The organism is Streptomyces sp. NPDC057694 (genome assembly GCF_042799415.1).
In the GTDB taxonomy this organism is placed as follows: Bacteria; Actinomycetota; Actinomycetes; order Streptomycetales; family Streptomycetaceae; genus Streptomyces.
In genome coordinates this window covers 1-22,739 of record NZ_JBHVIX010000045.1, presented here as the reverse complement: position 1 = coordinate 22,739, position 22,739 = coordinate 1, and the positions used below count along the sequence as shown (strand labels likewise).

The window sequence follows — 22,739 nt, the reverse complement described above, 5'->3', positions numbered from 1 at the left end:
GCCACTGCCTTCACCGCCGGTTCTGTCGCTGTCGCCATCCCGCTCTCCCCCGCTTCTTCCTGCTCTTTCCTCCTGCTCTCCTAAACGGCCGGTCCCATCTGCGAGTTCCCGCCACCAACGGATAAAGTCACGCGCAGGCAACCACGGGGACAGGAGAGGGCCATTACCGGCAACCGGCAGACGAGTTGGGCGTTCGCCGACGCCTTTGTCGCCGAGGACGACGCACTGCGCTGGGCCCGTGACCGGGCCCGGGACGCGGGGCTGCGCTCGGTGTCACCCGGCGCGGGCGCGGCCCTGGGGATGCTCGCTGCCACGGTCGGGGCCAAAGCCGTCGCCGAGATCGGTACGGGCACCGGCGTGTCCGGAATCCATCTGCTGCACGGCATGCGGGTCGACGGCGTGCTGACCACGGTGGATCCGGAGCCGGAGCGGCAGCAGTTCGCGCGGCAGGCGTTCCGTGCGGCGGGCTTCGCCGCGAATCGGGCCCGGTTCATTCCGGGGCGGGCGCTCGATGTGCTGCCGCGGCTCGCTGACGCCGGGTACGACCTCGTCTTCTGCGACGGGGACCGGATGGAGTCGCTGGAGTATCTCGCCGAATCGTTGCGGCTGCTGCGGCCGGGTGGGCTGGTCTGTTTCGAGGGGGTCTTCGCCGATGGGCGGACCGTGGACTCGGGGCCGCAGCCGGTGGAGGTCGTGCGGTTGCGGGAGCTTTTGCGGGCCGTTCGGGAGTCGCCCGAGCTGGTGCCGTCGCTGTTGCCGGTCGGGGACGGGTTGCTCTGCGCCGTCAAGCGGTAGGTGGGGGCCGGCCCGCTTGTCCCGCGGCTGACCGTCCGTGGTGGCTGGTCGCGCAGTTCCCCGCGCCCCTGGGTATGTCCGTCGGCTGACGGCCGGTGGGGGTTCTCGCGCAGTTCCCCGCGCCCCTGGGTCGTCGGTCGGGTGACCCGCCGGTGGGGCTTCTCGCGCCGTTCCCCGCGCCCCTGGGTTGTCGGTCGGGTGACCGCCCGTGGGGGTTCTCGCGTCGTTCCTCGCGCCCCTTGTGGGGTGCTTTCTCGCCGTCTTTTGTGGGCTTTCGGTGGGGGCGCCGGGCGGGTTCGATGAGGGGTTACAGGCCCTCTCACCTGCTAAAACACGACCGCCCCGGCACCGGATGTGTGCCAGGGCGGTCGAAAAGGTATGGTCGCTTCCGCGTCAGCCGACGACCTTCTTCAGGGCGTCGCCGAGGGCGTCTGCCTCGTCCGGCGTCAGCTCGACCACGAGCCGACCGCCGCCTTCGAGCGGAACGCGCATGACGATGCCCCGCCCCTCCTTGGTCACCTCGAGCGGGCCGTCACCCGTTCGCGGCTTCATGGCCGCCATGCTCGTTCCCCTTCCTGAAACCAGCTCACATCAGCGCCGACGGCCCCCTGAACGGGCACTCCTCACCGGCATCGAACACATTGCTTCTAGGCCATTATCCCGCATCGCAGGACCCGATGACCAACATCGGCAGGCATCGCTTGCGCAACGCGCTTGAGCAAAACCACTCAATTCGGGGATGTGGCTGCGATACTACGCCGCTCTTGCGCCTCTTCCGTGACGCAATCGTTTGACGCAGGTCACATGCGCGGGGCGTTCCGCGGGCCGTGATCTCCGTCATGCTGTCCACGGACGACTAAGCAAACGCATAGGAGGCTCCCATGGCCGACGCCGTGCTCTACGAGGTGAGCGACGGGCTCGCGACGATCACGCTGAACCGCCCCGAGGCGATGAACGCGATGAACACCGAGGCCAAGGTCGCCCTCCGCGACGCGGTGCAGGCCGCCGCCGACGACCGGAACGTGCGGGCGGTGCTGCTCACGGCGGCCGGCGACCGGGCGTTCTGTGTGGGGCAGGACCTGAAGGAGCACATCGGGTCGCTGATGGCCGACCGCGAGGACGGTCAGGGCCGCACCATGAACACGGTGCGCGAGCACTACAACCCGATCGTGCGGGCGCTGACCGGGATGCGGAAGCCGGTCGTGGCGGCGGTGAACGGCGTGGCGGCCGGTGCCGGATTCGGGTTCGCGCTCTGCGCGGACTACCGGATCGCGGCGGACACCGCCTCGTTCAACACCTCGTTCGCGGGTGTCGCGCTCACCGCCGACTCGGGTGTGTCGTGGACGCTGCCGCGGCTGATCGGCCCGGGCCGGGCCACCGATCTGCTGCTGTTCCCGCGCACCATCACGGCGCAGGAGGCCTTCGAGATCGGCGCCGTCAACAAGATCGTGCCCGCCGCCGAGCTGGCGGAGACCGCCCACAAGCTCGCGCTGCTGCTCGCCTCGGGGCCGACCGTCGCCTACGCCGCGCTCAAGGAGTCGGTCGCCTTCGCCGCCGACCACTCCCTGGACGAGGCCCTCGACAAGGAGGACGAGCTGCAGGCGCGGGCCGGGGTCTCCGAGGACCACGCCATCGCGGTGCAGGCCTTCATCGCCAAGGAGAAGCCCAAGTACCTGGGCCGCTAGCTCCCTGCGGCCGTGCGGGCCGTGCAGTCGGCCAGGTGGTCGTTGACCAGCCCGCACGCCTGCATCAGCGCGTAGGCCGTGGTGGGGCCGACGAAGCGCAGGCCCCGCTTCTTCAGTTCCTTGGACAGGGCCTTGGACTCGTCCGTGATCGCCGGTACGTCGGACAGGGTGCGCGGGGCCGGGCGGCCGGCGGCGTCCGGTGCGTACGACCAGATGAGCCGGTCGAGTTCGCCGTCGGGCCAGTCGGCGAGCACCCGCGCGTTCGAGAGCGTGGCGTCGACCTTCGCTCTGTTGCGGATGATGCCGGGGTCGGCCAGCAGGCGCTCGCGGTCGGCGTCCGTGAAGGCGGCGACGTCCGCGATCTTGAAGTGGGCGAAGGCGGTGCGGAAGGTCTCGCGGCGGCGCAGGATCGTGATCCAGGACAGACCGGACTGGAAGGCCTCCAGGCTGACCCGCTCGAAGAGCGCGTCGTCGCCGTGGACCGGGCGGCCCCACTCCGTGTCGTGGTACGCGACGTAGTCCTCGGTCGACAGGCCCCAGGGGCAGCGCGGCTTCCCGTCGGGTCCGGGGATCGCGGCGCCGGTCGGCTCCTCGCTCATCGCAGGCCCTCCCCCGGCTCGTCCAGGTAGCCGCCGGGCGGTGCGAAGCCGGTGTCGGGGCGGCGGTCGACGGGCTGCTGCCGGGTCCGCGCGTGGGCCGTGGTGAGCGCCGACTCCAGCTCCGTGATCCGGGCGTCCCGCTCGGCGAGCTCCGCGCCCAGCCGGTTCAGCGCGTCGTCGACCTCCGCCATGCGGTAGCCGCGCACGGCGGTCGGCAGCCGCAGCGCGTCCACGTCGGCCGGGCCGACGGGGCGGTCGTGCGGCAGCGGGTCCGCGTAGAACTGGGACGGTTCGTCGCGCAGTGTGCCGCCGTCTCCCCCGCCGATGATCGCGAGCGTGACCGCCGCGACCACCACGACGAGCGCGGCGACCAGAAACAAGAACATGACCATCTGTGCCGTCCCCTGGCTCGACCGGATCGGTCTTCACACGACCCGTAACCGTCAGGGTCCGATCGTGCCATGCCGCACTGACGGTTAAGGTCGCAGGCGACCGTTGGTACGTGATTGCAGTGGGATCCAGAGGAGAGTCACAGGGATGCTCAGGCTGGGCCGGCACGAGTTCGCCGCGCACGAACCGGTGATCATGGCGATCGTGAACCGGACCCCTGACTCGTTCTACGACCAGGGCGCCACGTTCCGGGACGAGCCGGCGCTCGCGCGGGTCGAGCAGGCCGTCGCCGAGGGCGCCCTGATCGTCGACATCGGCGGGGTGAAGGCGGGCCCCGGCGACGAGGTCGACGCCGCGGAGGAGGCGCGCCGCACCGTCGGTTTCGTCGCGGAGGTCCGGCGGCGCTTCCCTGACGTGATCATCAGCGTCGACACCTGGCGGCACGAGGTCGGCGAGGCCGTGTGCGAGGCGGGCGCGGATCTGCTCAACGACGCGTGGGGCGGCGTCGATCCGAAGCTCGCGGAGGTCGCGGGGCGCTACGGGGTGGGCATCGTGTGCACGCACGCGGGCGGCGCGGAGCCCCGTACGCGGCCGCACCGGGCCACGTACGACGACGTGATGGCGGACATCCTGGACGTGACGGTGTCCTACGCGGAGCGGGCGGTGTCCCTCGGGGTGGCGCGCGAGTCCGTGCTGATCGACCCGGGCCACGACTTCGGGAAGAACACCCGCCACTCGCTGGAGGCGACGCGGCGGCTGCCGGAGATGGTGGAGACGGGCTGGCCGGTGCTGGTGTCGCTGTCCAACAAGGACTTCGTGGGCGAGACGCTCGACAAGCCCGTCAAGGAGCGTGTCATCGGGACGCTGGCGACGACCGCGGTGTCGGCGTGGCTGGGCGCGCAGGTCTACCGGGTGCACGAGGTCGCGGAGACGCGGCAGGTGCTCGACATGGTGGCGTCCATCGCGGGTCACCGGCCCCCGGCGGTCGCCCGCCGGGGACTGGCGTAACAGCGCCCGGAGCGGCCTACTTGCCGGTCTCCTTGGTGACCAGCGTGATGGCCTCGTCCACGTCGTCCGTGACGTGGAACAGCAGCAGGTCGGCCTCGCTGGCCTTGCCCTGCGCGATGACCGTGTTCTTCAGCCAGTCGACGAGTCCGCTCCAGTACTGCGTGCCGAACAGGACGATCGGGAAGCGCGTCACCTTGGTGGTCTGTACGAGGGTGAGCGCTTCGAACAGCTCGTCCAGGGTGCCGAGGCCGCCGGGCAGAACGACGAATCCCTGGGCATACTTCACGAACATCGTTTTCCGCACAAAGAAGTAGCGGAAGTTCAGGCCGAGGTCGACGTACTGGTTGAGCCCTTGCTCGAAGGGCAGCTCGATGCCGAGGCCGACGGAAATGCCCTTGGCCTCCACGGCGCCCTGGTTCGCGGCCTGCATGGCGCCCGGGCCACCGCCGGTGATCACCGCGAAGCCGGCCTCCACCAGGGCCTTGCCGATCTCGACGCCCGCCGCGTACTCCGGCGAGTCCTCCGGTGTGCGGGCCGAGCCGAACACACTGATCGCGGGCGGCAGTTCGGCGAGCGTGCCGAAGCCCTCGATGAACTCGGACTGGATGCGCAGCACCCGCCAGGGGTCGGTGTGCACCCAGCCCGACGGGCCCTCCGTGTCGAGCAGACGCTGGTCGCTCGTCCCGGGCTGCACCTGGTCACGGCGGCGGACCACCGGTCCCGTCCGCTGCTCCTTGGGACGTCGCGTGCCCTCAGGGTTGCTCATTGTCCGCTCCCTTCCTGCGCAGTCATCGCGCACTTACGTAGAGCAAGGGTAGGTCTACGCGGGTTACATGCGAGGGACCTCGGCGTATCAGGAAGCGGTGAGCCAGGAGGCAAGGACCTTCTCGGCCTCGAGGATGAGCCGGGTGTCCACGCGCTCGTCGATCTTGTGGGCGTAGATCGGGTTTCCCGGTCCGTAGTTGACCGCCGGGACGCCGAGGGCGCTGAAGCGGGAGACGTCGGTCCAGCCGAACTTGGGGCGCGCCTGGCCGCCGACGGCGGCCAGGAAGGCGGCCGCCGCGGGGTGGGTCAGGCCGGGCCGGGCGCCACCGGTGTGGTCGTCGACGATGAACTCGTCGATGGGGCAGCTGGCGAAGAAGTCGCGGACGAACCCCTCGGCCTCCTCCAGGGAACGGTCCGGGGCGTAGCGGAAGTTGACCGTGACGGAACAGGCGTCGGGGATGACGTTCTTGGCGACTCCGCCCTCGATGGCGACGGCGTTCAGGCCCTCGTGGAACTCCAGGCCGTCGACGACCGGCTTGCGCGGCTCGTAGGCGGCGAGGCGCTCCAGGATCGGGGACGCGGCGTGGATGGCGTTCTTTCCCATCCACGCGCGCGCGGAGTGCGCCCGCTCGCCCGACACCTTGAGGATGACCCGCAGCGTGCCCTGGCAGCCGCCCTCGACCAGGCCCTCGGTGCCCTCCAGGAGGATGGCGAAATCGCCCTCCAGCCAGTCGGGGTGGGCCTCGGCCACATGCCCCAAGCCGTTGAGGTGTGCGGCGACCTCTTCGTTGTCGTAGAAGACGAAGGTGAGGTCGCGGTTGGGCTCGGCGACGGTCTGCGCGATCCGGAGCTGGACCGCGACGCCCGACTTCATGTCGCTGGTGCCGCAGCCCCACAGGGTGACGCCGTCCTCGTCGAGACGCGAGGGGACGTTGTCCGCGATCGGGACCGTGTCGAGGTGGCCGGCCAGGATGATCCGCTCGGCGCGGCCCAGGTTCGTCCGCGCGACGACGTTGTTGCCGTACCGGTCGACGGTGAGGTGGGGCAGGGCGCGCAGGGCCTCCTCGACGGCGTCCGCGAGCCCTTTCTCGCTGCCGCTGGGCGAGGCGAAGTCGACCAGCTGGGCGGTGAGGCGGGCGGCGTCCTGGGTGAGGTCAAGCGCGGTGCGGTCCATGGCGCCGATCCTAAACGGGTGGCCGCGGGCCGACTCGGCCCGTCCTGTCCGTGGACTCCAGTACCTTGTTCGCGTGCCCGGGCCCCCCACCGCCGTACGGCGCGGCCGACTCCTGAGGATCGGCGCGTCCGCCGTCGCGCTGCTCGCCGTGGCCGGCTACGTGGCCGTGCAGTACGCCACCGGCGGCCGTACCGCGCCGCGGTGCACGGTGACGCCCGCCCATGGGGGCGGGGTGTCCTATGTGTTCACGGCCGAGCAGGCGGTGAACGCGGCGACGATCTCCGCCGTGGGCACCTCCCACGGGATGCCCGAGCGGGCCGTCACGATCGCGCTGGCGACCGCGCTCCAGGAGTCGGGGCTGCGCAACATCCGCTACGGCGACCGGGACTCGCTCGGCCTGTTCCAGCAGCGCCCCTCCGAGGGCTGGGGCACCGAGGGGCAGATCATGGACCCGGTGCACGCGGCGGAGCGGTTCTACGCGCGCCTGGAGAAGGTCCCCGGCTACTCGCGGCTGCCGCTGACCGTGGCCGCCCAGCGCGTGCAGCGCAGCGGCTATCCGCAGGCGTACGCGAAGCACGAGCCGGACGCGACGCTGCTCGCCGCCTCGCTGACCGGGCGGGCCGCCGCCTCGCTCACGTGCGAGGGCCGGCCGAGCGGCGTCGAGGCCGCGCGGGCCGGCGGTCCGGCGGGCGTGCGGACGGCGCTCGTACGGGACTTCGGGCGGGACGTGGCGCCCCTGCCCGACGGCAGGCGCGCGTTACGGGTCCCGGTGCCCGCCGCCGTGGACGTTGCCGAGGGCGGGGAGCGGCAGCGCGGCTGGGAGCTGGCGCAGTGGGCGGTGGCCAACTCGTCCGCGTTGCACATCGAACGCGTCTCCTATGCGGGCCGGGAGTGGACCGCCGGGGAATCCGGGCAGGAGTGGCGCAAGGCACCCAAGGTCCTCAAAGCAGCCGCAACACCCAAGAAGGCCACCGCGATCGAGGTCGACGAGGTCCGCATCGCCACTGGGCAGTAGTGCGAACCGTCACCCGACAGGGGTATGCGGATCTTGTCCGGCGAACCTCCCCGGCGCGCTCGCGAGCGGACCTCGGCACGGGCCTCGATGCCCTTGGGACAAGGGGCTTCCAGCGGTTTTCGGGGCCGCGCGGGCGGCGGCGTTTGCCCGTTTTTATCCGCAGCCGATAATGCGACGCATTGCCAACCCTTTACGTTGCCGACCCGCAACCTTCCCGGGGCGTCGGGCTGTTGTCACGGCGTCCGACCGCCGCACGGCAAGCAGGCGCCGCACGGTGACCGGGCACCAAACGTTCTCTCCCGTCTAAGGAGCATCATGTCCCTCCCCCTGACCCGTCGGATCGCCCAGGCCGCGCTGCTCCTTGCGGCGGGAGCGGCACCCGTGGTCGGTGCGGCCGGCTCCGCGAGCGCTGCCGAGCTGCCGGCCACGCCCGACCTCGGTGGTGTGACCGCGCTGGACGGCGCGAACCTGGGTAACACCGTCGACGGAGCGACCCAGAACGCCACCGGCATGGCCGGTGACACCGGGAGCAAGGCCGTGAAGAAGGCCGTTCCGGCCGCCGGCAAGACGGTCGGCAAGGGTGCCAAGACGGCCACCCCGGCGGCGCAGAAGGCCGCGGGCGACCTGGCCGGCAGCACCGGTGACGTGGTCGGCGACACCGCCGGCACCGCCACCAAGGGCGGCCTGCCCACCGACTCGCTGACCCAGGGCGGCCTGCCGACCGAGTCCCTCCCGGTCCAGAGCCTGCCGCTCGGCTGAGTCCCGCGCAGTTGACGAAGGGGCGCCCCGGACACCTCGACCGTGTCCGGGGCGCCCCTTCGTCGTCTCAGGGCGCGGAGCGTCGTGTCAGGAGAGCCGGTCCACGGCAGCCCGGATCCGCTCGTCGGACGCCGTCAGGGCGACACGGACGAACGACGCCCCCGCCTCGCCGTAGAAGTCGCCCGGCGCGACCAGGATGCCGAGCTCGGCGAGATGGGCGACGGTGTCCCAGCAGGACTCCCCACGGGTCGCCCACAGGTACAGGCTGGCCTCGCTGTGCTCGATGCGGAAGCCGTGCTTCAGGAGCGCCTCGCGCAGCAGCTCGCGGCGGGCCGCGTAGCGGGCGCGCTGCTCGCGCACGTGGCCCTCGTCGCCGAGCGCCGCGACGACGGCCGCCTGCGTCGGGGCGGAGGTCATCATGCCGCCGTGCTTGCGGATCTGGAGCAGCGGGTCGAGGACCGCGGCGTCACCGGCCAGGAACGCCGCCCGGTACCCGGCCAGGTTCGAGCGCTTGGACAGCGAGTGGACGGTGACGAGGCCGCCGTACGAGCCGCCGTTGACTGCCGGGTCCAGGATCGAGACCGGGTCCGCCTCCCAGCCCAGCTCGATGTAGCACTCGTCGGAGAAGATCAGGATGCCGTGCTCGCGGGCCCAGGCCACGATCCGGGTCAGCTCGTCCTTGGAGAGCACCCGGCCCGTCGGGTTCGACGGGGAGTTGAGCCACAGGAGCCTGATGCCCTCGGGGTCCAGCTCGGTCGGGTCGTCGTAGGCCACGTACTCCGCGCGGGCGAGGCGGGCGCCCACCTCGTACGTCGGGTAGGCCAGGCGCGGGTAGGCGACCTTGTCGCCGGGGCCGAGACCGAGCTGCGTCGGGAGCCAGGCCACCAGTTCCTTGGAGCCGACGACCGGCAGCACGTTGTGGTGCGTGAGGCCGCGGGCGCCGAGGCGCCGCTCGCACCAGGAGACCAGGGCGTCGCGCAGCTCGGGGGTGCCCCAGACCGTGGGGTAGCCGGGCGAGTCCGCGGCGTCGATCAGGGCCTTCTGGACCAGCTCGGGCACCGGGTCGACGGGCGTGCCGACGGACAGGTCGACGATGCCGCCCGGGTGCGCCGCGGCCGTCTTCTTGTACGGCTCCAGCTTGTCCCAGGGGAAGGTCGGAATGCGGTCGATGGGGGCCGGGACTGCGGACACCTGTCAGCTCACTTCTCTCGGGCTTCTCTCGGGCTTGGTGGACAAATGCCGCGGTCCCGTACGGCAGTGGAAGCCGTACGGGACCGGGGCAGCGCCTGTGCGTACCGCTGATCCAGGGTTACTGGTTCTGCGGCGGCAGGGCGGCGATGAAGGGGTGGTCCTTCTCGATCAGGCCCATCTTCGAGGCACCACCGGGCGAACCGAGCTCGTCGAAGAACTCGACGTTCGCCTTGTAGTAGTCCTTCCACTCCTCCGGAGTGTCGTCCTCGTAGAAGATGGCCTCGACCGGACAGACCGGCTCACAGGCACCACAGTCGACGCATTCGTCCGGGTGGATGTACAAGGACCGGGAGCCCTCGTAGATGCAGTCGACCGGGCACTCCTCGATGCACGCCTTGTCCTTGACGTCGACACAAGGCTGCGCGATGACGTAGGTCACGCTGTCGTTCCTCCTCGATAGGGCGCTGGCGGGCCTCCGCAGGCTCCGCCGCCTGGCGCGCGGGAGCGCGGCGTCGTCGATGCCCGCCACCTAGTATCTCCGTTCCCGGCCATGATCCGAACAGGAGGGGTGGGCCTAGCTGTGGAATTCACTGCTGGCGGACGGCTCGAAGTCCGCATCTCGGGCGATGACGTGGGAAAACGCGTGTCTGTGCGACGGGTGAGCGAGGACGGGCCCGCGGGTCGGAAATTCACCGACACCGTCGGTGTTCTCACATCGTGGAACAGCGGTGTGCTGCTCATCACACGAAGAGGCGGCGAACGGGTCACGATCGAGGAGTCCTCGCTGGTCGCCGGGAAGGTGGTGCCCGCCGAGCCGGCCCGGCGCCGGGGCCCCGCCGCGACCTTCGCCGAGCTGTCGCACATCTGCGCGCGGGCCTGGCAGCCGCTGGAGAGCGAACACTTGGGCGAATGGCGGCTGCGGGCCGCCGAGGGCTACACCAAACGGGCCAACTCCGTGCTGCCCGTGGGCGACCCGGGCGTTCCGCTCGACGAGGCGCTGGGCCACGTCCATCAGTGGTACGCGGCCCGTGGCCTGCCCGTGTACGCGCAGGCGGCGACCGGCGCTGCGGGGACGCAGGAACTGCTCTGCGCCGAACTGACCGCCCGCGGCTGGACGGACGAGTCCCCGACGGAGGTGCGGATCGCCGCGCTCGCACCCGTCGGGGACCAGCCGGACCCCGGGCCCGAGGTGGTGCTGGAGCGCCGGCCGTCGCCCGAGTGGCTCGCGCGCTACCAGCGCAAGGGAGCGAGCGAGGTCGCCCTGAAGGTGCTGGGCGCCGGCCCTTCGGTGTGGTTCGCGACCGTGCCGGGCGAGGGCGAGGTGCCCGCCGCGATCGGGCGGTGCGTCGTCGACGGGCGGTGGGCCGGGTTCGGCGCCGTGGAGGTCGACCCTGCGCAGCGGCGCCGCGGCCTCGCGACGAAGGTCATGACGGCGCTCGCGCGACGGGCCCTGGACGAGGGCGCGTCGGCGGCCTGGCTCCAGGTGGAGGCGGACAACGAGGGGGCGCGCGCCCTGTACGACCGCATGGGTTTCGCCACGCATCACACCTACCACTACTACCGTGCACCGGAGCAGCAGGACGGCATCGGCGGTTCTGTCCAGCGCCGCGCCCGCTAATCGATCGGCCTGAAAGGGCACGAGGCACGTATGTCCCCGCACTTGTCCCCCCGTTCCACCGAACTGCGGCGCCGGTTCGCCGAGGAGGCCAGGGCCGAGCGGCCCGACCTCGCCCAGTTGTGTCTGCTGCTCGCCGCGGAGGCGGACGGCTCGCTCGACGAGGCGGGCATGGACGCCGTGGAGATCGAGCTGGACGAGCTGGCCGGGCGGCTGCCGTTCCGGCCGGGCGGGCCGCGCGCCTGGGCGACGGCGCTGGCCGAACTGCTCGGCGCGCAGCTCGGGTTCCACGGCTTGCCGGGCGACTACCAGCGCCTTGAGTCGTCGCTGCTGCACGAGGTCGTACGGCGGCGGCGCGGGCTGCCGATCCTGCTGTCCGTGGTGTGGATGGAAGTGGCGCGGCGGGCCGGGGCGCCGGTGTACGGGGTGGCGCTGCCGGGGCACTTCGTCGTCGGGTTCGGGCCTCCGGAGCAGCAGGTGCTGGCCGATCCGTTCGACGGGGGGCGGGTGCTCAGCGGCTCCGACGCGGAGTTGCTGGTGGCCGGGGCGACGGGGGCGCCGCTGGACGCCTCGATGCTGCGGGCCGCCGATCCGCTGGAGGTCGTGCTGCGGATCCTGAACAACGTGCGGGCGTGGGCGGCGACGCGGCCCGAGCGGTCGGATGTGTCGCTCTGGGCCGTGGAGTTTTCGTTGCTGCTGCCGTCGCATCCGGCGCGGTTGCGTTATGAGCGGGCTCAGTTGCTGGTGCAGCGCGGGGAGTTCGTGGTGGGGGCCGCCGAGATGGAGGCTTACGCCGAGGTGGTGGGAGCTGTGGATGCCGGGGCTGCCGAGCGGGTGTTGGGGCAGGCCAGGGCTGCTCGGGCGCTGCTCAATTGATGTCGGATACCCGTCTGCCCGGTGCTGTTCGTCGCCGGGTGCCGGTTGTGGTGGGTTGCTCGCGCAGTTCCCCGCGCCCCTTACGGGGCGCTCCGCAGGCGGGGCCGTTTCACAGCCAGCCCTTCTCCTCTGCCGCCCTTACCGCCTCCGCCTTGTTGCGGACCGCCAGTTTTTGGATGGCCACCGACAGGTAGTTGCGGACCGTGCCCTGGGAGAGGTTCAGGGAGCGGGCCAGTTCGGCGTTGGTGCGGCCGTCCGCCGCCGCGCGGAGCACCTCGCGTTCGCGGTCCGTCAGGGGGTTCGCGCCCTCGGCCAGGGCCGCAGCGGCGAGCGTGGGGTCGATGACGCGTTCACCGGCGAGGACCTTGCGGACGGCGTCCGCGAGCCGGGCGGCGGGGGCGTCCTTGACCAGGAACGCGTGCGCGCCCGCCTCCATGGCGCTGCGCAGATAGCCGGGGCGGCCGAACGTGGTCAGGACGACCACCTTCACCCCGGGCAGCTCGCGCGCGAGCAGGGCGGCGGCCTCGATGCCCGTACAGCCCGGCATCTCGATGTCGAGCAGCGCCACGTCCACCGCGTGGGCGCGGGCCGCCGCGAGCACCTCGTCGCCGCGCGCCACCTGGGCGACGACGTCGATGTCGGGCTCCAGGCCGAGCAGCGCCGCGAGGGCCTCGCGGACCATCGACTGGTCCTCGGCGAGCAGCACCTTGATCCGGGTGGTCATGCCGCGGATCCTACGGAGCCCGCCGGGACCCGGGCGACCAGGCGGAACCCGCGCCCGGCTGCCGCACCGGTGTCCAGGGAGCCGCCGACCGCGGCGAGGCGTTCGGCGAGGCCGGTCAGGCCGTTCCCGGCGGGCCTGCCCGCGGGGCCCGTGCCGTCGTCCTCGACGGTCAGTTCGACGACGGGGCCGTCCAGGGTCTCGCGGCGGGTGACGTCGACGGCGCAGCGGCGCGCGCCACTGTGCCGTACGACGTTGGTGACGGCCTCGCGCAGTGTCCAGGCGAGCGCCGCCTCCCGGGCCTCGGTCAGGTCCGGGGCCTCGGCCGGCACCGTCACCTCGATGCCGGCCGCCGTCAGGGCGACCTGGGCGCCGGCGAGTTCGGCGGTCAGGCGGGGCCGCCGGTAGCCCGTGACGGCCTCGCGGACGTCGACCATGGCCTGGCGGCTGACCTTCTCGATGTCGGCGACCTGGTCGGCCGCCTTGTCGGGGTGGTCGGGGAGCATCCGGCCCGCGAGTTCGCTCTTCAGCGTGATCAGGGAGAGCGAGTGCCCGAGGAGGTCGTGCAGATCGCGGGCGAGCCGCAACCGCTCCTCGTTGGCGGCGAGCTGGGCGACCTGGGCCCGAGCCTCCCGCAACTCGCGTGTGGTGCGCACCAGTTCCCGTACGCCGATCATGGAGAAGCCGCCGAGCAGGGCCGGGACCACGAGCCAGTACTGCGGTTCGGTGCCGTGCAGCAGGCCGACGCCGACCATGACGGCCGTCGACGCGACGATCGCAAGCCGGGACCTGCGCAGCGGCAGGACCGCGCCGAAGGCCACGGACACGTAGACGAACAGGACGAGCCACTCGGACCCGAGGGTGAGCGAGAGGACGACCGCGAAGACGGGCAGCGCGATCAGGCAGGCGTAGGCCGCGGACCGGCCGAGCGGGCGGCCCGTCTGCCGCATCACGAGGCCGATGTACGCGACCACGAACACCGTCAGGCCCAGGCTCCCGAGAGCGGTGGCCACCGCACTGTGGTGGCCCTGGGCGAGATCCGCGACCGGGCTGCCGAGGAAGGCCAGCCACATGGCGATCCACAGGAGCTTCACGAAGAACTCCCGGCGGTTCTCCGGCGGCTGACCGACCCTCGGGACCCGGCCCGTGGCCTCCGGCTCGATACTCACGCCTTCAACGTGTCCTTCCGGTACAGGTACGCCGCGCCGCCCGCGAAGAGCAGGAAGTAGACGACGATCAGCGTGACGTCCTTGGCGTGCGGGGCGTTGCCCAGCTCGATGGCCTGGCCGAGGGCGGCGTAGGCGTGCGTGGGAAGCCACTTGGCGATGTCCTGGAGCCACTGCGGGAAGGTCGTGGTGGGCATCCACAGGCCGCCGAGGATCGACAGGCCGAAGTAGGTGATCATCGTGATCGGGCGGACGGCGTCACCGCTCGCGATGTAGCCGATGGCCACCCCGAGCGCGGCGAAGCAGAGGCTGCCCGCCCAGATCGCGCCGGTCAGCGCGAGCCACTGCCAGGCGTCGAACCGTACGTCCTTGAAGACCGCGGCCACGACGAAGACGATCACGATGGACGGGAGCGAGACGACGGCGGCGCTCGCGGTCTTGGCGAGCACATAGCCGCGGCCCGGCAGCGTCGTGAGCCTCAACTGCCGTACCCAGCCGCTCTCGCGCTCCTTGGCGATGCGCTCGCTGTTGCCCATCAGGACCGCGGTGAGCGCGCCGAAGGACGCCATGGAGACCATCATGAACGCGGGCAGGGCCAGCCCCGTGCCGTCGACGATGTCCTTGCCGTCGGACTGGCCCGCGATGAGCAGGAACAGCACCGAGGGGTAGATGACGGAGAAGAAGAGGAACTTCCTGTTGCGCAGGGCGCGCACGAGCTCCAGTTTGATCAGACTGTTCATCGCGACTTGGCCTCCTCGGCCTCGGTGATGGCGACGAAGGCCTGTTCGAGGCCGAGGCCGGCGACTTCGAGATTGCGGGGGTAGACGCCGAGCCCGTACAGCGCGTGCACGGTCGCGTCGGCGTCGGTGGACTGGATGCGGACCGTCTGGCCGGACACGTCGACGGCGGTCAGGAACGGCAGGGCGCGCATGGCTGTCTCGTCGATCGTGCCGTCCAGGTCGAAGGAGACCTTGCGGGCGCCCGCCTTCGCCTTGATCTCGGCGGCGGTGCCGTCGGCGAGCAGCCGCCCGCGGTGCAGCACGAGGACGCGGTCGGCGATCGCGTCCGCCTCCTCCAGGTAGTGCGTGGCGAAGAGGACGGTGCGGCCCTGGTCGGCCTGTTCGCGCATGGTCGCCCAGAACGCCTGGCGGGCCGACACGTCCATGCCGGTCGTCGGTTCGTCGAGGACGATCAGATCGCTGTCGCCCGCGGTGGCGAGGGCGAAGCGGACGCGCTGCTCCTGGCCGCCCGAGAGCTTGTTGACCCTGCGGTCGGCGATCTGGGCGATGCCGGCCCGGCTCAGGACGTCGTCGGTCTTGTGCGGCTTGGGGTGCAGGGCCACCGCGAGCTGCACCAGCTCGCGCACGGTCACCTCGTCCATCAGGCCGCCGCTCTGCAGCATGGCGCCGACCCGGCCGCGCACGATCGCGTCGCGCGGGGCGAGACCGAAGACCCGCACGTCGCCGGTGTCGGCGGGACGCAGGCCGAGGAGCAGGTCGAGGGTGGTGGACTTGCCCGCGCCGTTCGGGCCGAGCAGGGCGACGGTCTCGCCGGGGTGCAGCTCGAGGCTGAGCCCGTCGACGGCCTTCACCGTGCCGTACGTCTTCGTCACCCCGGTGAAGGTGACCGCTGCGTCTGTGTTCATGACGCCATCGTCGCCGCTCGGCGGCCCGGTACGGCAGTGCTTCCTGTCGCGCGTCCCGCATTACATCTGTCATGCGGGACGCGTGAGGAGGACTGCTAGCCGGCGTTCGTGGGGATGTCCACGGTGCGCTCGGCCTTGGTCTTGCCCAGGAGCGCCTTGCCCATGGCCTGCGCGACGTCCGTCGGCTGGACCGGCGTCTTCTTGCCGGTGCCGCGGGTGATGAGGACGCCGTCGAAGGTGTTGCCGTAGAGCTTCTTGAGCGCCGGCAGGTTGTACGTCTCGACGAGCTTGCCGTCGACCGCCTTCATGCCGAGCACCTTCGGCAGCGAGATCGCGGGGCCGAAGTCGATCTGCTTGCCGCCCGCCGTGATCGTGACGTTGGCCGACATCGCCGGCTCGGCGAACTGCTTCATCTTCCGGTCGACCTCGGCGTTCTGCACCGTCGGCTGCTGCGTCGAGGTCGCCACCTGTACCGGCGCGTCCTTGCCGGTCTCGACGTGGGCGCGGTACGCCTCGGTGACCGCGCCGGCCGACTGGTCGACGTCGATGCCCTTGCCGGTCTTGCCGTAGACCGCGACGGCCTTGCCGGGGACGAACTTGATCGTGCCGTCGCCGGAGGCGGCGGCGCCGCCCGCCGCGTCCTGGAGGGCCGCGTGCAGCTTCTCCTCGTCGACGGGCATGACCGGCTGCACGACCCGCTGGTTGCCGAAGAGCGAGCCGATCACCGAGACCGGGTTGTAGTCGCTGCCCGCGGCGGCCGAGACGGTGGCCGCGCTGTCCAGCGAGAGGCCCGACTGGTCCGGCTTCAGCTCGACGGTCTTGCCGTCGACCTCCAGCTTCAGGGGGTCGCCGGTGCGCTTGCCGAGCGTGCTCTCCAGCTTGGCGGCCGCCTCGTCGCGGGTGCCGCCGCCGATGTCGACGCCGAGGACGGTGGTGCCCTTGGGGACGTCGGAGTGGTTCATCAGCAGGCCCGCGCCGTACGCGACACCGGCCACGCCGACGACGCCCGCGCCGAGCAGGACCAGCTTGCTGCGGCCCTTCTTCTTTTTCTTCGCGGCCGGGGCCGGGGCGCTCTGCACCGGGTCCGGCAGCTTCGGCGGGGTGTGCGTCACCGGCCCGCCGCCCGGGCCCTGCGGCGCGAACGGGGAGCCGGGGCCCGCGCCCTGGCCGGGCTGCGGGACGACCGGGATGCCGCTGGTGAGCGTGTCGCCGGAGACGTTGCCACCGGCCCCGGGGGGCTCGGGGGCGGGAACCTGCGGCGTCAGGATCGCGGTGTCGTCGCTCATCCGGGGCGGCGTCGGGGCACCGGCGCCGGGACCGACCGGCGGGTTCGGCATGCCCGGCGGCGTCAGCATCGGGCCGTCACCGGTGACGGGACCGCCGGTGGGACCGGAGGGGCCGGCGGGGCCAGAGGGACCGCCGGTGGGACCAGAAGGACCGGCGGGGCCGCGGCGCGGGGCGCCGCCCGGCGCGTTCCCGTTCCCAGCGGCGTTCGGGTTCCCGTTCGGGTTCCCGTTCGGGTTCCCGTTCGCGTTCCCGGAGAAGTACGGCAGGTCGCCGCGGTCCTGGGCGCCCGGGCCCGGCCGGCCCGAGGGCCCGCCCGTGGCTCCTTGCGGGGCGCCGCCGCCGAGCGGACCGGCCGCGACCGCGCCGGACACGTCGAAGCCGCCGGAGGTGCCGGCGGACGTACCGCGCTGCGGGGTGCCCGCACCGGGGGCCGGAGCACCCGCACCGCCGGGGCGCTGCGGGGCAGCGGCCTTGCGCGGCGCGAACCAGTCGCTGGTCTTCTCCTCGGGCTCGGCGGGCCCGCCAGGCTGCGGGGCGTCGCCCGGGAAGCCTGCGGACGCGGCGGGCCGGGCGTCGGCGGCCGGCGCCTGGGGCGTCTGCGGGGCGGCGGGACCGCGGCCCGGCTCGGCACCCTGGACCCCGGCGGGACCCTCGGCACCAGCAGTGCCTCCGGCACCACCGGCACCACCGTCGACGTCGCTCATCGGCGTACGCATCACGACCGGCGGGATCGGCCGGGAGCCCGGGATGTTGATCCGGATCCGGGTCGTCAGGGTCGTCTCGGTCTTGGGGCCGTCCTGGTCGCCCGGCGGTGTCGGCTCGGTGTCCCCGGACTCCGCGCCCTGCGCGGACGTGCCGTACGGGGGCGTCCCGGAGGGGTAGGCGGCTGCGCCGCGCCCCTGGGGCCCGGAGGACGAACTGTCAGTTTCACGACTCAAGGCAGGTTCTCCCGGTTGGCTCCGCCGCCCGTCTCGACCTCGCGCGGGCTGTTCGGCGGCGCGCACCACCATACTGGCCGCCGCGGGAAGTCATCGTGTGACGGTTGGTGAATCCCCTGTGGGGCCGGTGGCGATATCCGTCAGGACGTCCGTCGGGTGTCCGTCGGCCGTCCGTCGAAAAGTCACTTCACTTCCCAAGTCGGGCGCCGGACGCGGGTGGTTGCCCCGGCAGTCCGATGGTGGCGCAGATCACAGCCACCGCCATCCCTCCGAGGAGGAAGAGGTAGGAGCCCAGTCCCGCGCCGAAGACGAAGTCACCCTCGGGACGGCTCGTGGTGAGCAGCATGACGGCGACGAGCCAGCCCGCCGCGGGCGCGACGGCCCCGGCTCTGCCGCCGGTGAGCCGGGCCCCGCCGTGGAAGGCGCCGGCCGCACCGAGCAGCGCGAGCAGCAACCCGCCCGGGAACCAGCCGCCTTGGGCCAGCGCGCCCGCGCCGCCGACCAGCGCGCCGAGCACGAAGAGGCACAGGAGCACGGCGGCCCGGCCGAGGCCGAGGTCGATCGGCTGGGCGAGGGCGCTGCCGCCCTGCGCCCGGCCCTGCACCCCGCTCTGTGTCCGGGCCTGGGCCTTGTCCTTGCTCGTCATCGTCGCGCTCCCTCGGAGGTCTCGGGGCTCCCGGCGCCCTCGAACAGGTCCTTCTCGTGGGCCGATCCGGGCTCGCCCCGCACCAACTCGTAGTACTCGACGTCGAACAGCGGCTGCGCGAGCCCGTTGGACAGCGCGAACACCGCGTCCCCGGCCGCGACCTCCACCTGGGTGGCGTGGGCGCGCATCGCCGCGGCCTTGCGGTCGAGGTACGGGCGTCCGTCGATCTCGGCGGTGATCCGCTCGTCGTCGACGACGCCCGGTACGTCACCGACGACCGCGACGGCGGCGAACGGCGCGGGGTCGAGGCGCCGGAACTTCTCTTCGACGACCGTGCGGGGCACCCGGTTCCAGTAGATCTTGGCGATCGTGTGGGGCTCTCCGAGGTCGCGCCGGAAGGCGGGCTCGGCGGCGAGGTCGGCGGCGCGCATGGCGACGCGGTGCGCCTGGATGTGGTCGGGGTGGCCATAGCCGCCGTCGGGGTCGTACGTGACGAGGACCTGGGGGCGGACCTCGCGGACGACGGCGACGAGCTGGGCGGCGGCCTCGTCGAGGTCGGCGGACCAGAAGGACCCCGGCCGCGCGTTCTGCTCGGCGCCCATCATTCCGGAGTCGTGGAAGCGGCCCGGGCCGCCGAGGAAGCGGTGGTCGGTGACGCCCAGTTCCTTCATGGCGGCGGCCAACTCACCGATACGGTGCGGTCCGAGAAGGTTCTCCCGGTCCGGGGCGAGATGGGCTAGTTCGTCCGGAATGACCTCGCCCTCTTCGCCGAGGGTGCAGGTCACGAGCGTGACGTGCGCGCCGTCGGCGGCGTACCTGGCCATCGTGGCGCCGTTGTTGATCGACTCGTCGTCGGGGTGCGCGTGCACGAGGAGCAGACGCCGGGCGGGCAGTTCGGTCATGCCCCCAGCCTAAAACCCCCGGGCGGCGCGCCCGGAACGTGACGCCGCTAGAACTTGATGCCGCCGACCATGTCCGCCACGTTCGTGGTCAGCTCCTTGATCGTGGGTGCAACCGACGAGCTCGCCAGGTAGAAGCCGAGGAGCACACAGACGATCGCGTGACCGGCCTTCAGCCCAGACTTCTTGATCAGGATGAAGACGATGATCGCGAACAGCACCACGGCCGAGATCGAGAGTGCCACAGCGGTCCTCCTCCAAAGTGATCCGGTCGCCGACGGACTTCCGAGAGTTGTCTACCCACGGAACGCTACGAATCATAACTATCCGTCGTTACGCATGAGTCGCTGCCAGGGGGCACCGGGAGCACAAGGGGGCGCATGGTCCACTCGCGCCCTACGCTTCGGGGATGACCACCGAGAACGAGACGCTCACCGCCGAGTCGTCCACTCCTCCCTCCTTTCCTCGTCAGCACGCGCGCACGCAGCGCTTCACGCTGGGCGCACCACGCGCGTTCACGGTGGCGCCCGACGGGGAGCGCGTCGTCTTCCTGCGCTCCCCTTCCGGTACCGACCGGGCGAACGCGCTGTGGGTGCTGGACGTGGCGAGCGGTCGGGAGCGGCCGGCGGCGGAGCCCGCGGCCCTGCTCGGCGGGGCCTCGGAGAGGCTGTCGGCAGCGGAGCGGGCCCGGCGCGAGCGCAGCCGCGAGGGCGGCGCCGGCATCGTCGGGTACGCGACGGACGCGGCGGTGGAGCTGGCGGCGTTCGCCCTGTCCGGCCGTCTCTTCGCCGCCGAGCTGCGGGCCGGCACCGCCCGTGAACTGCCCGTGCCGGGCCCGGTGATCGACCCCCGCCCCTCCCCCGACGGCCGGCACATCGCCTACGTCACCAAGGGCGCCCTGCGCGTCGTCGGCGCGGAGGGCGAGGACGACCGGGCGCTCGCGGCCCCGGAGTCGGACACGGTCACGTACGGGCTCGCGGAGTTCATCGCGGCCGAGGAGATGTCCCGCTACCGGGGCCACTGGTGGTCCCCCGACTCGGACCGGCTCCTGGTGGCCCGCGCCGACGACGCGGCCGTGCACCGCTGGTGGATCGCCGACCCGGCGCACCCCGACCGCGAACCGGCCCGCGTCGCCTATCCGTCGGCCGGCACCCCCAACGCCGAGGTGCGGCTCTTCTCGTACGCGCTCGACGGCACCCGCACCGAGATCAACTGGGACCGGAGCGCCTACCCGTACCTGGCCCGCGTCCACTGGTCGGCGAACGGCGCGCCGCTGCTCCTGGTGCAGGCCCGCGACCAGCTCAGCGCGCTGTACCTCGCGGTGGACGTCGAGGACGGCTCGACCCGGATGGTGCACGCCGACGAGGACGACCAGTGGCTGGAGCTGCTGCCGGGCGTGCCGTGCTGGTCGCCGAGCGGTCAGCTGGTGCGGATCGCCGACGAGGGCGGCGCACGGGTCCTGGCCGTGGGCGAACGCCCGCTGACCGGGCCGCAGTTGCACGTCCGCGCGGTCCTGGACGTCGGCGACAGCGACGTGCTGGTCTCGGCGTCGGCGGGCGCGGACGCGGAGGCGCCGGAGACCGGCGAGGTGCACGTCTACCGGGTCAACGAGCTGGGCGTGCAGCGGGTGAGCGGCGAGAGCGGCGTCCACTCGGCGGTCCGCTCGGGCGACGTCACCGTCCTCGTCTCGGCAACCCTCGGTTCCCCCGGCGCACAGGTGCGCGTGGAGCGCGCCGGGAAGCACGCCGCCGACATCGCCTCCCACGCGCAAGCCCCGGTCCTCACCCCGCGGGTGACCCTGACCGAGGCGGACGGCATCCCGTGCGCCGTCCTGCTCCCCTCCTCGTACGCGGACGGGGACGGGCCGCTGCCGGTCCTGATGGACCCGTACGGCGGCCCGCACGGGCAGCGCGTCCTGGCGGCCCACAACCCGTATCTGACCTCCCAGTGGTTCGCCGACCAGGGCTTCGCCGTGATCGTCGCGGACGGCCGGGGCACGCCGGGGGTCTCGCCGGGCCGGGAGAAGGCGGTGCGCGGCGACTTCACGCTGACGCTCGACGATCAGGTGACGGCGCTGCACGCGCTGGCCGAGCGGTTCCCGCTGGATCTGTCCAGGGTGGCGATGCGCGGCTGGAGCTACGGCGGCTATCTGTCGGCGCTGGCCGTGCTGCGCCGCCCCGACGTCTTCCACGCGGGGATCGCGGGGGCACCGGTGACGGACTGGCGGCTGTACGACACCCACTACACGGAGCGCTACCTCGGTGATCCGGCGACGAGCCCGGACACGTACGCGAAGAGTTCCCTGGTGACGGACGACGGGCTGGCCGAGGCGGCCGAAGGGCACCGGCCGATGCTGATCGTGCACGGGCTCGCGGACGACAACGTGGTGGTGGCGCACGCGCTGCGGCTCAGCTCCGCGCTGCTCGCCGCCGGGCGGCCGCACGAGGTGCTGCCGCTGTCGGGCGTCACGCACATGACGCCGCAGGAGCAGGTCGCCGAGAACCTTCTGCTGCTCCAGGTCGACTTCCTGAAGCGGTCGCTGAAGCTCGCGTAGGGCCTGTCTCCCAGATCCCTCCGTCCGCCCGAAGGGCGGGCCCTGCGGCGTCTGGTGCGTGCTCTCGGTGCGCCGGGCGCACGGCCTCGTACTGGACGTACTTGGCCTTGTGCCCGGTGCGGCGAGAGCGCGTGCCAGGCGTCGCGGGGCAGGAGGGATCTGGGAGACAGTCCCTGGACGGCAACCGGGGCCGGAAGCGACATGGCGCGCTCCGACCCCGGTTTACGGCACCCGCACGGCCGTACGTGGAACACCATGCTCCGTCCGTATATCGGGACCGGGTCCGTCAAGTTGCCTGTGTGTAAAGGCGGGAAGGGTCCCCCGCGCCTACGGCACGACCTGCTTCTCCTCCGCGAAGTGGCAGGCCGACGGGTGCTTCGCCGGGGTGTCGACGGTGCTGAACGCCTCCGGCACCGCGAGCACCGGCTCCTCCACCGCGCACCGTTCCTGCGCCTTCCAGCAGCGGGTGCGGAAGCGGCAGCCCGACGGCGGGTTGGCCGGTGAGGGGACGTCGCCCGAGAGCAGGATCCGCTCCCGGTGCTCGCGCGCCCGCGGGTCGGGAACGGGGACCGCGGAGAGCAGCGCCTGGGTGTAGGGGTGCGTCGGGTGGTCGTAGATCTGGGTGTCGGAGCCGATCTCCACGACGCGGCCCAGGTACATGACGCCGACCCGGTCGGAGATGTGCCGCACGATGGACAGGTCGTGGGCGATGAAGACGTAGGACAGGTTGAACTCGTTCTGGAGGCGGTCGAGCAGGTTGATCACCTGGGCCTGCACGGACACGTCGAGCGCGGAGACCGGCTCGTCGGCCACGATGATCTCGGGCCGCAGCGCGAGACCGCGCGCGATGCCGATGCGCTGGCGCTGGCCGCCGGAGAACTGGTGCGGGTAGCGGTTGATGTACTCCGGGTTGAGTCCGACGACGTCGAGCAGGTCCTGGACCTTGCGGCGCCGATCGCCCTTGGGGGCGACCTCGGGATGGATCTCGTACGGCTCCCCGATGATGTCGCC

The 22,739-nt window shown here is 72.1% G+C and carries 24 protein-coding genes; 8 read left to right on the top strand and 16 right to left on the bottom strand.

The features are described from left to right. Positions 1–96 precede the first annotated feature (96 nt). Positions 97–795 carry an O-methyltransferase gene (locus ACFVDP_RS42870; protein ID WP_383503084.1) on the top strand — a complete coding sequence of 233 codons (699 nt, stop codon included), beginning with the start codon at positions 97–99 and terminating at the stop codon, positions 793–795. A 393-nt stretch (positions 796–1,188) separates the two neighbouring features. Here ACFVDP_RS42870 and ACFVDP_RS42865 read toward each other — a convergent pair whose 3' ends face one another. Then, a complete protein-coding gene (locus ACFVDP_RS42865; protein ID WP_003966491.1) occupies positions 1,189–1,356 on the bottom strand; it encodes a DUF3117 domain-containing protein in 168 nt (55 codons plus the stop codon). A 320-nt stretch (positions 1,357–1,676) separates the two neighbouring features. Here ACFVDP_RS42865 and ACFVDP_RS42860 point away from each other — a divergent pair, with 320 nt between their 5' ends. Beyond that, positions 1,677–2,480 (top strand): enoyl-CoA hydratase/isomerase family protein, encoded by an 804-nt coding sequence (locus ACFVDP_RS42860; RefSeq protein ID WP_383503055.1) that lies wholly within the window; start codon positions 1,677–1,679, stop codon positions 2,478–2,480. On the opposite strand, the gene ACFVDP_RS42855 is transcribed toward ACFVDP_RS42860, so the two are convergent. Next, a complete protein-coding gene (locus tag ACFVDP_RS42855) occupies positions 2,477–3,079 on the bottom strand; it encodes a DNA-3-methyladenine glycosylase I (protein WP_383503053.1) in 603 nt (200 codons plus the stop codon). The two genes, ACFVDP_RS42860 and ACFVDP_RS42855, sit on opposite strands and share 4 nt — an antisense overlap. After that, positions 3,076–3,471, bottom strand: coding sequence for a DivIVA domain-containing protein (locus ACFVDP_RS42850; RefSeq protein ID WP_383503050.1), 396 nt, complete (start codon positions 3,469–3,471; stop codon positions 3,076–3,078). The genes ACFVDP_RS42855 and ACFVDP_RS42850 overlap by 4 nt, the downstream gene beginning before the upstream one ends. A 145-nt stretch (positions 3,472–3,616) precedes the next feature. On the opposite strand from ACFVDP_RS42850, the gene folP reads away from it, so the two are divergent. Beyond that, the gene (gene folP, locus ACFVDP_RS42845) at positions 3,617–4,477 is read left to right on the top strand and encodes a dihydropteroate synthase (protein WP_383503047.1); all 861 of its coding nucleotides are present in this window, start codon (positions 3,617–3,619) and stop codon (positions 4,475–4,477) included. 16 nt (positions 4,478–4,493) lie between these two features. On the opposite strand, the gene ACFVDP_RS42840 is transcribed toward folP, so the two are convergent. Both ACFVDP_RS42840 and dapE read right to left on the bottom strand, forming a co-directional pair. Beyond that, positions 4,494–5,243, bottom strand: a complete 750-nt coding sequence (locus ACFVDP_RS42840; RefSeq protein WP_383503044.1) for a TIGR00730 family Rossman fold protein — start codon at positions 5,241–5,243, stop codon at positions 4,494–4,496. Between the two features lie 87 nt (positions 5,244–5,330). Then, a complete protein-coding gene (gene dapE / locus ACFVDP_RS42835) occupies positions 5,331–6,416 on the bottom strand; it encodes a succinyl-diaminopimelate desuccinylase (RefSeq protein WP_383503041.1) in 1,086 nt (361 codons plus the stop codon). A 73-nt stretch (positions 6,417–6,489) separates the two neighbouring features. On the opposite strand from dapE, the gene ACFVDP_RS42830 reads away from it, so the two are divergent. Both ACFVDP_RS42830 and ACFVDP_RS42825 read left to right on the top strand, forming a co-directional pair. Beyond that, positions 6,490–7,431 carry a heavy metal transporter gene (locus ACFVDP_RS42830; protein ID WP_383503038.1) on the top strand — a complete coding sequence of 314 codons (942 nt, stop codon included), beginning with the start codon at positions 6,490–6,492 and terminating at the stop codon, positions 7,429–7,431. Positions 7,432–7,746: 315 nt separating this feature from the next. Further along, positions 7,747–8,190 carry an ATP-binding protein gene (locus tag ACFVDP_RS42825; RefSeq protein ID WP_383503035.1) on the top strand — a complete coding sequence of 148 codons (444 nt, stop codon included), beginning with the start codon at positions 7,747–7,749 and terminating at the stop codon, positions 8,188–8,190. 87 nt (positions 8,191–8,277) lie between these two features. Here the strand turns inward: ACFVDP_RS42825 and ACFVDP_RS42820 are convergent, their stop codons facing one another. Further along, complete coding sequence (locus tag ACFVDP_RS42820; RefSeq protein WP_383503032.1) at positions 8,278–9,381, bottom strand: bifunctional succinyldiaminopimelate transaminase/glutamate-prephenate aminotransferase; 1,104 nt, start codon at positions 9,379–9,381, stop codon at positions 8,278–8,280. 118 nt (positions 9,382–9,499) lie between these two features. Beyond that, positions 9,500–9,820, bottom strand: coding sequence for a ferredoxin (gene fdxA / locus ACFVDP_RS42815; protein ID WP_111666449.1), 321 nt, complete (start codon positions 9,818–9,820; stop codon positions 9,500–9,502). Positions 9,821–9,961: 141 nt separating this feature from the next. Here fdxA and ACFVDP_RS42810 point away from each other — a divergent pair, with 141 nt between their 5' ends. Next, a complete protein-coding gene (locus ACFVDP_RS42810) occupies positions 9,962–10,999 on the top strand; it encodes a GNAT family N-acetyltransferase (protein ID WP_383503029.1) in 1,038 nt (345 codons plus the stop codon). 30 nt (positions 11,000–11,029) lie between these two features. After that, entirely contained in the window at positions 11,030–11,872 is an 843-nt protein-coding gene (locus tag ACFVDP_RS42805) for a transglutaminase-like domain-containing protein (RefSeq protein ID WP_383503026.1), read from the top strand. A 109-nt stretch (positions 11,873–11,981) separates the two neighbouring features. On the opposite strand, the gene ACFVDP_RS42800 is transcribed toward ACFVDP_RS42805, so the two are convergent. From ACFVDP_RS42800 to ACFVDP_RS42765, 8 genes are all read right to left on the bottom strand, one after another. Continuing rightward, positions 11,982–12,596 (bottom strand): response regulator, encoded by a 615-nt coding sequence (locus tag ACFVDP_RS42800; protein ID WP_383503023.1) that lies wholly within the window; start codon positions 12,594–12,596, stop codon positions 11,982–11,984. Beyond that, the gene (locus ACFVDP_RS42795) at positions 12,593–13,666 is read right to left on the bottom strand and encodes a sensor histidine kinase (protein ID WP_383503081.1); all 1,074 of its coding nucleotides are present in this window, start codon (positions 13,664–13,666) and stop codon (positions 12,593–12,595) included. The genes ACFVDP_RS42800 and ACFVDP_RS42795 overlap by 4 nt, the downstream gene beginning before the upstream one ends. 92 nt (positions 13,667–13,758) lie before the next feature. After that, positions 13,759–14,499: an ABC transporter permease gene (locus tag ACFVDP_RS42790; RefSeq protein ID WP_383503020.1), complete on the bottom strand. Its 741-nt coding sequence runs from the start codon at positions 14,497–14,499 to the stop codon at positions 13,759–13,761. Continuing rightward, entirely contained in the window at positions 14,496–15,404 is a 909-nt protein-coding gene (locus ACFVDP_RS42785) for an ABC transporter ATP-binding protein (RefSeq protein ID WP_383503017.1), read from the bottom strand. Before ACFVDP_RS42785 ends, ACFVDP_RS42790 begins: the two co-directional genes overlap by 4 nt. Positions 15,405–15,499: 95 nt before the next feature. Continuing rightward, a complete protein-coding gene (locus ACFVDP_RS42780; protein WP_383503014.1) occupies positions 15,500–17,629 on the bottom strand; it encodes a hypothetical protein in 2,130 nt (709 codons plus the stop codon). Positions 17,630–17,816: 187 nt separating this feature from the next. Further along, positions 17,817–18,275, bottom strand: coding sequence for a DUF6113 family protein (locus tag ACFVDP_RS42775; protein ID WP_383503011.1), 459 nt, complete (start codon positions 18,273–18,275; stop codon positions 17,817–17,819). Continuing rightward, positions 18,272–19,177 (bottom strand): N-acetyl-1-D-myo-inositol-2-amino-2-deoxy-alpha-D-glucopyranoside deacetylase, encoded by a 906-nt coding sequence (gene mshB, locus ACFVDP_RS42770; protein ID WP_383503008.1) that lies wholly within the window; start codon positions 19,175–19,177, stop codon positions 18,272–18,274. Before mshB ends, ACFVDP_RS42775 begins: the two co-directional genes overlap by 4 nt. Positions 19,178–19,224: 47 nt before the next feature. Beyond that, complete coding sequence (locus ACFVDP_RS42765) at positions 19,225–19,419, bottom strand: hypothetical protein (protein WP_356374219.1); 195 nt, start codon at positions 19,417–19,419, stop codon at positions 19,225–19,227. 164 nt (positions 19,420–19,583) lie between these two features. Here ACFVDP_RS42765 and ACFVDP_RS42760 point away from each other — a divergent pair, with 164 nt between their 5' ends. Continuing rightward, positions 19,584–21,728, top strand: coding sequence for a prolyl oligopeptidase family serine peptidase (locus tag ACFVDP_RS42760; protein ID WP_383503005.1), 2,145 nt, complete (start codon positions 19,584–19,586; stop codon positions 21,726–21,728). 327 nt (positions 21,729–22,055) lie between these two features. Here ACFVDP_RS42760 and ACFVDP_RS42755 read toward each other — a convergent pair. Continuing rightward, positions 22,056–22,739 (bottom strand): oligopeptide/dipeptide ABC transporter ATP-binding protein (locus tag ACFVDP_RS42755; RefSeq protein WP_383503002.1); only part of this gene is annotated, 684 nt, incomplete at its 5' end.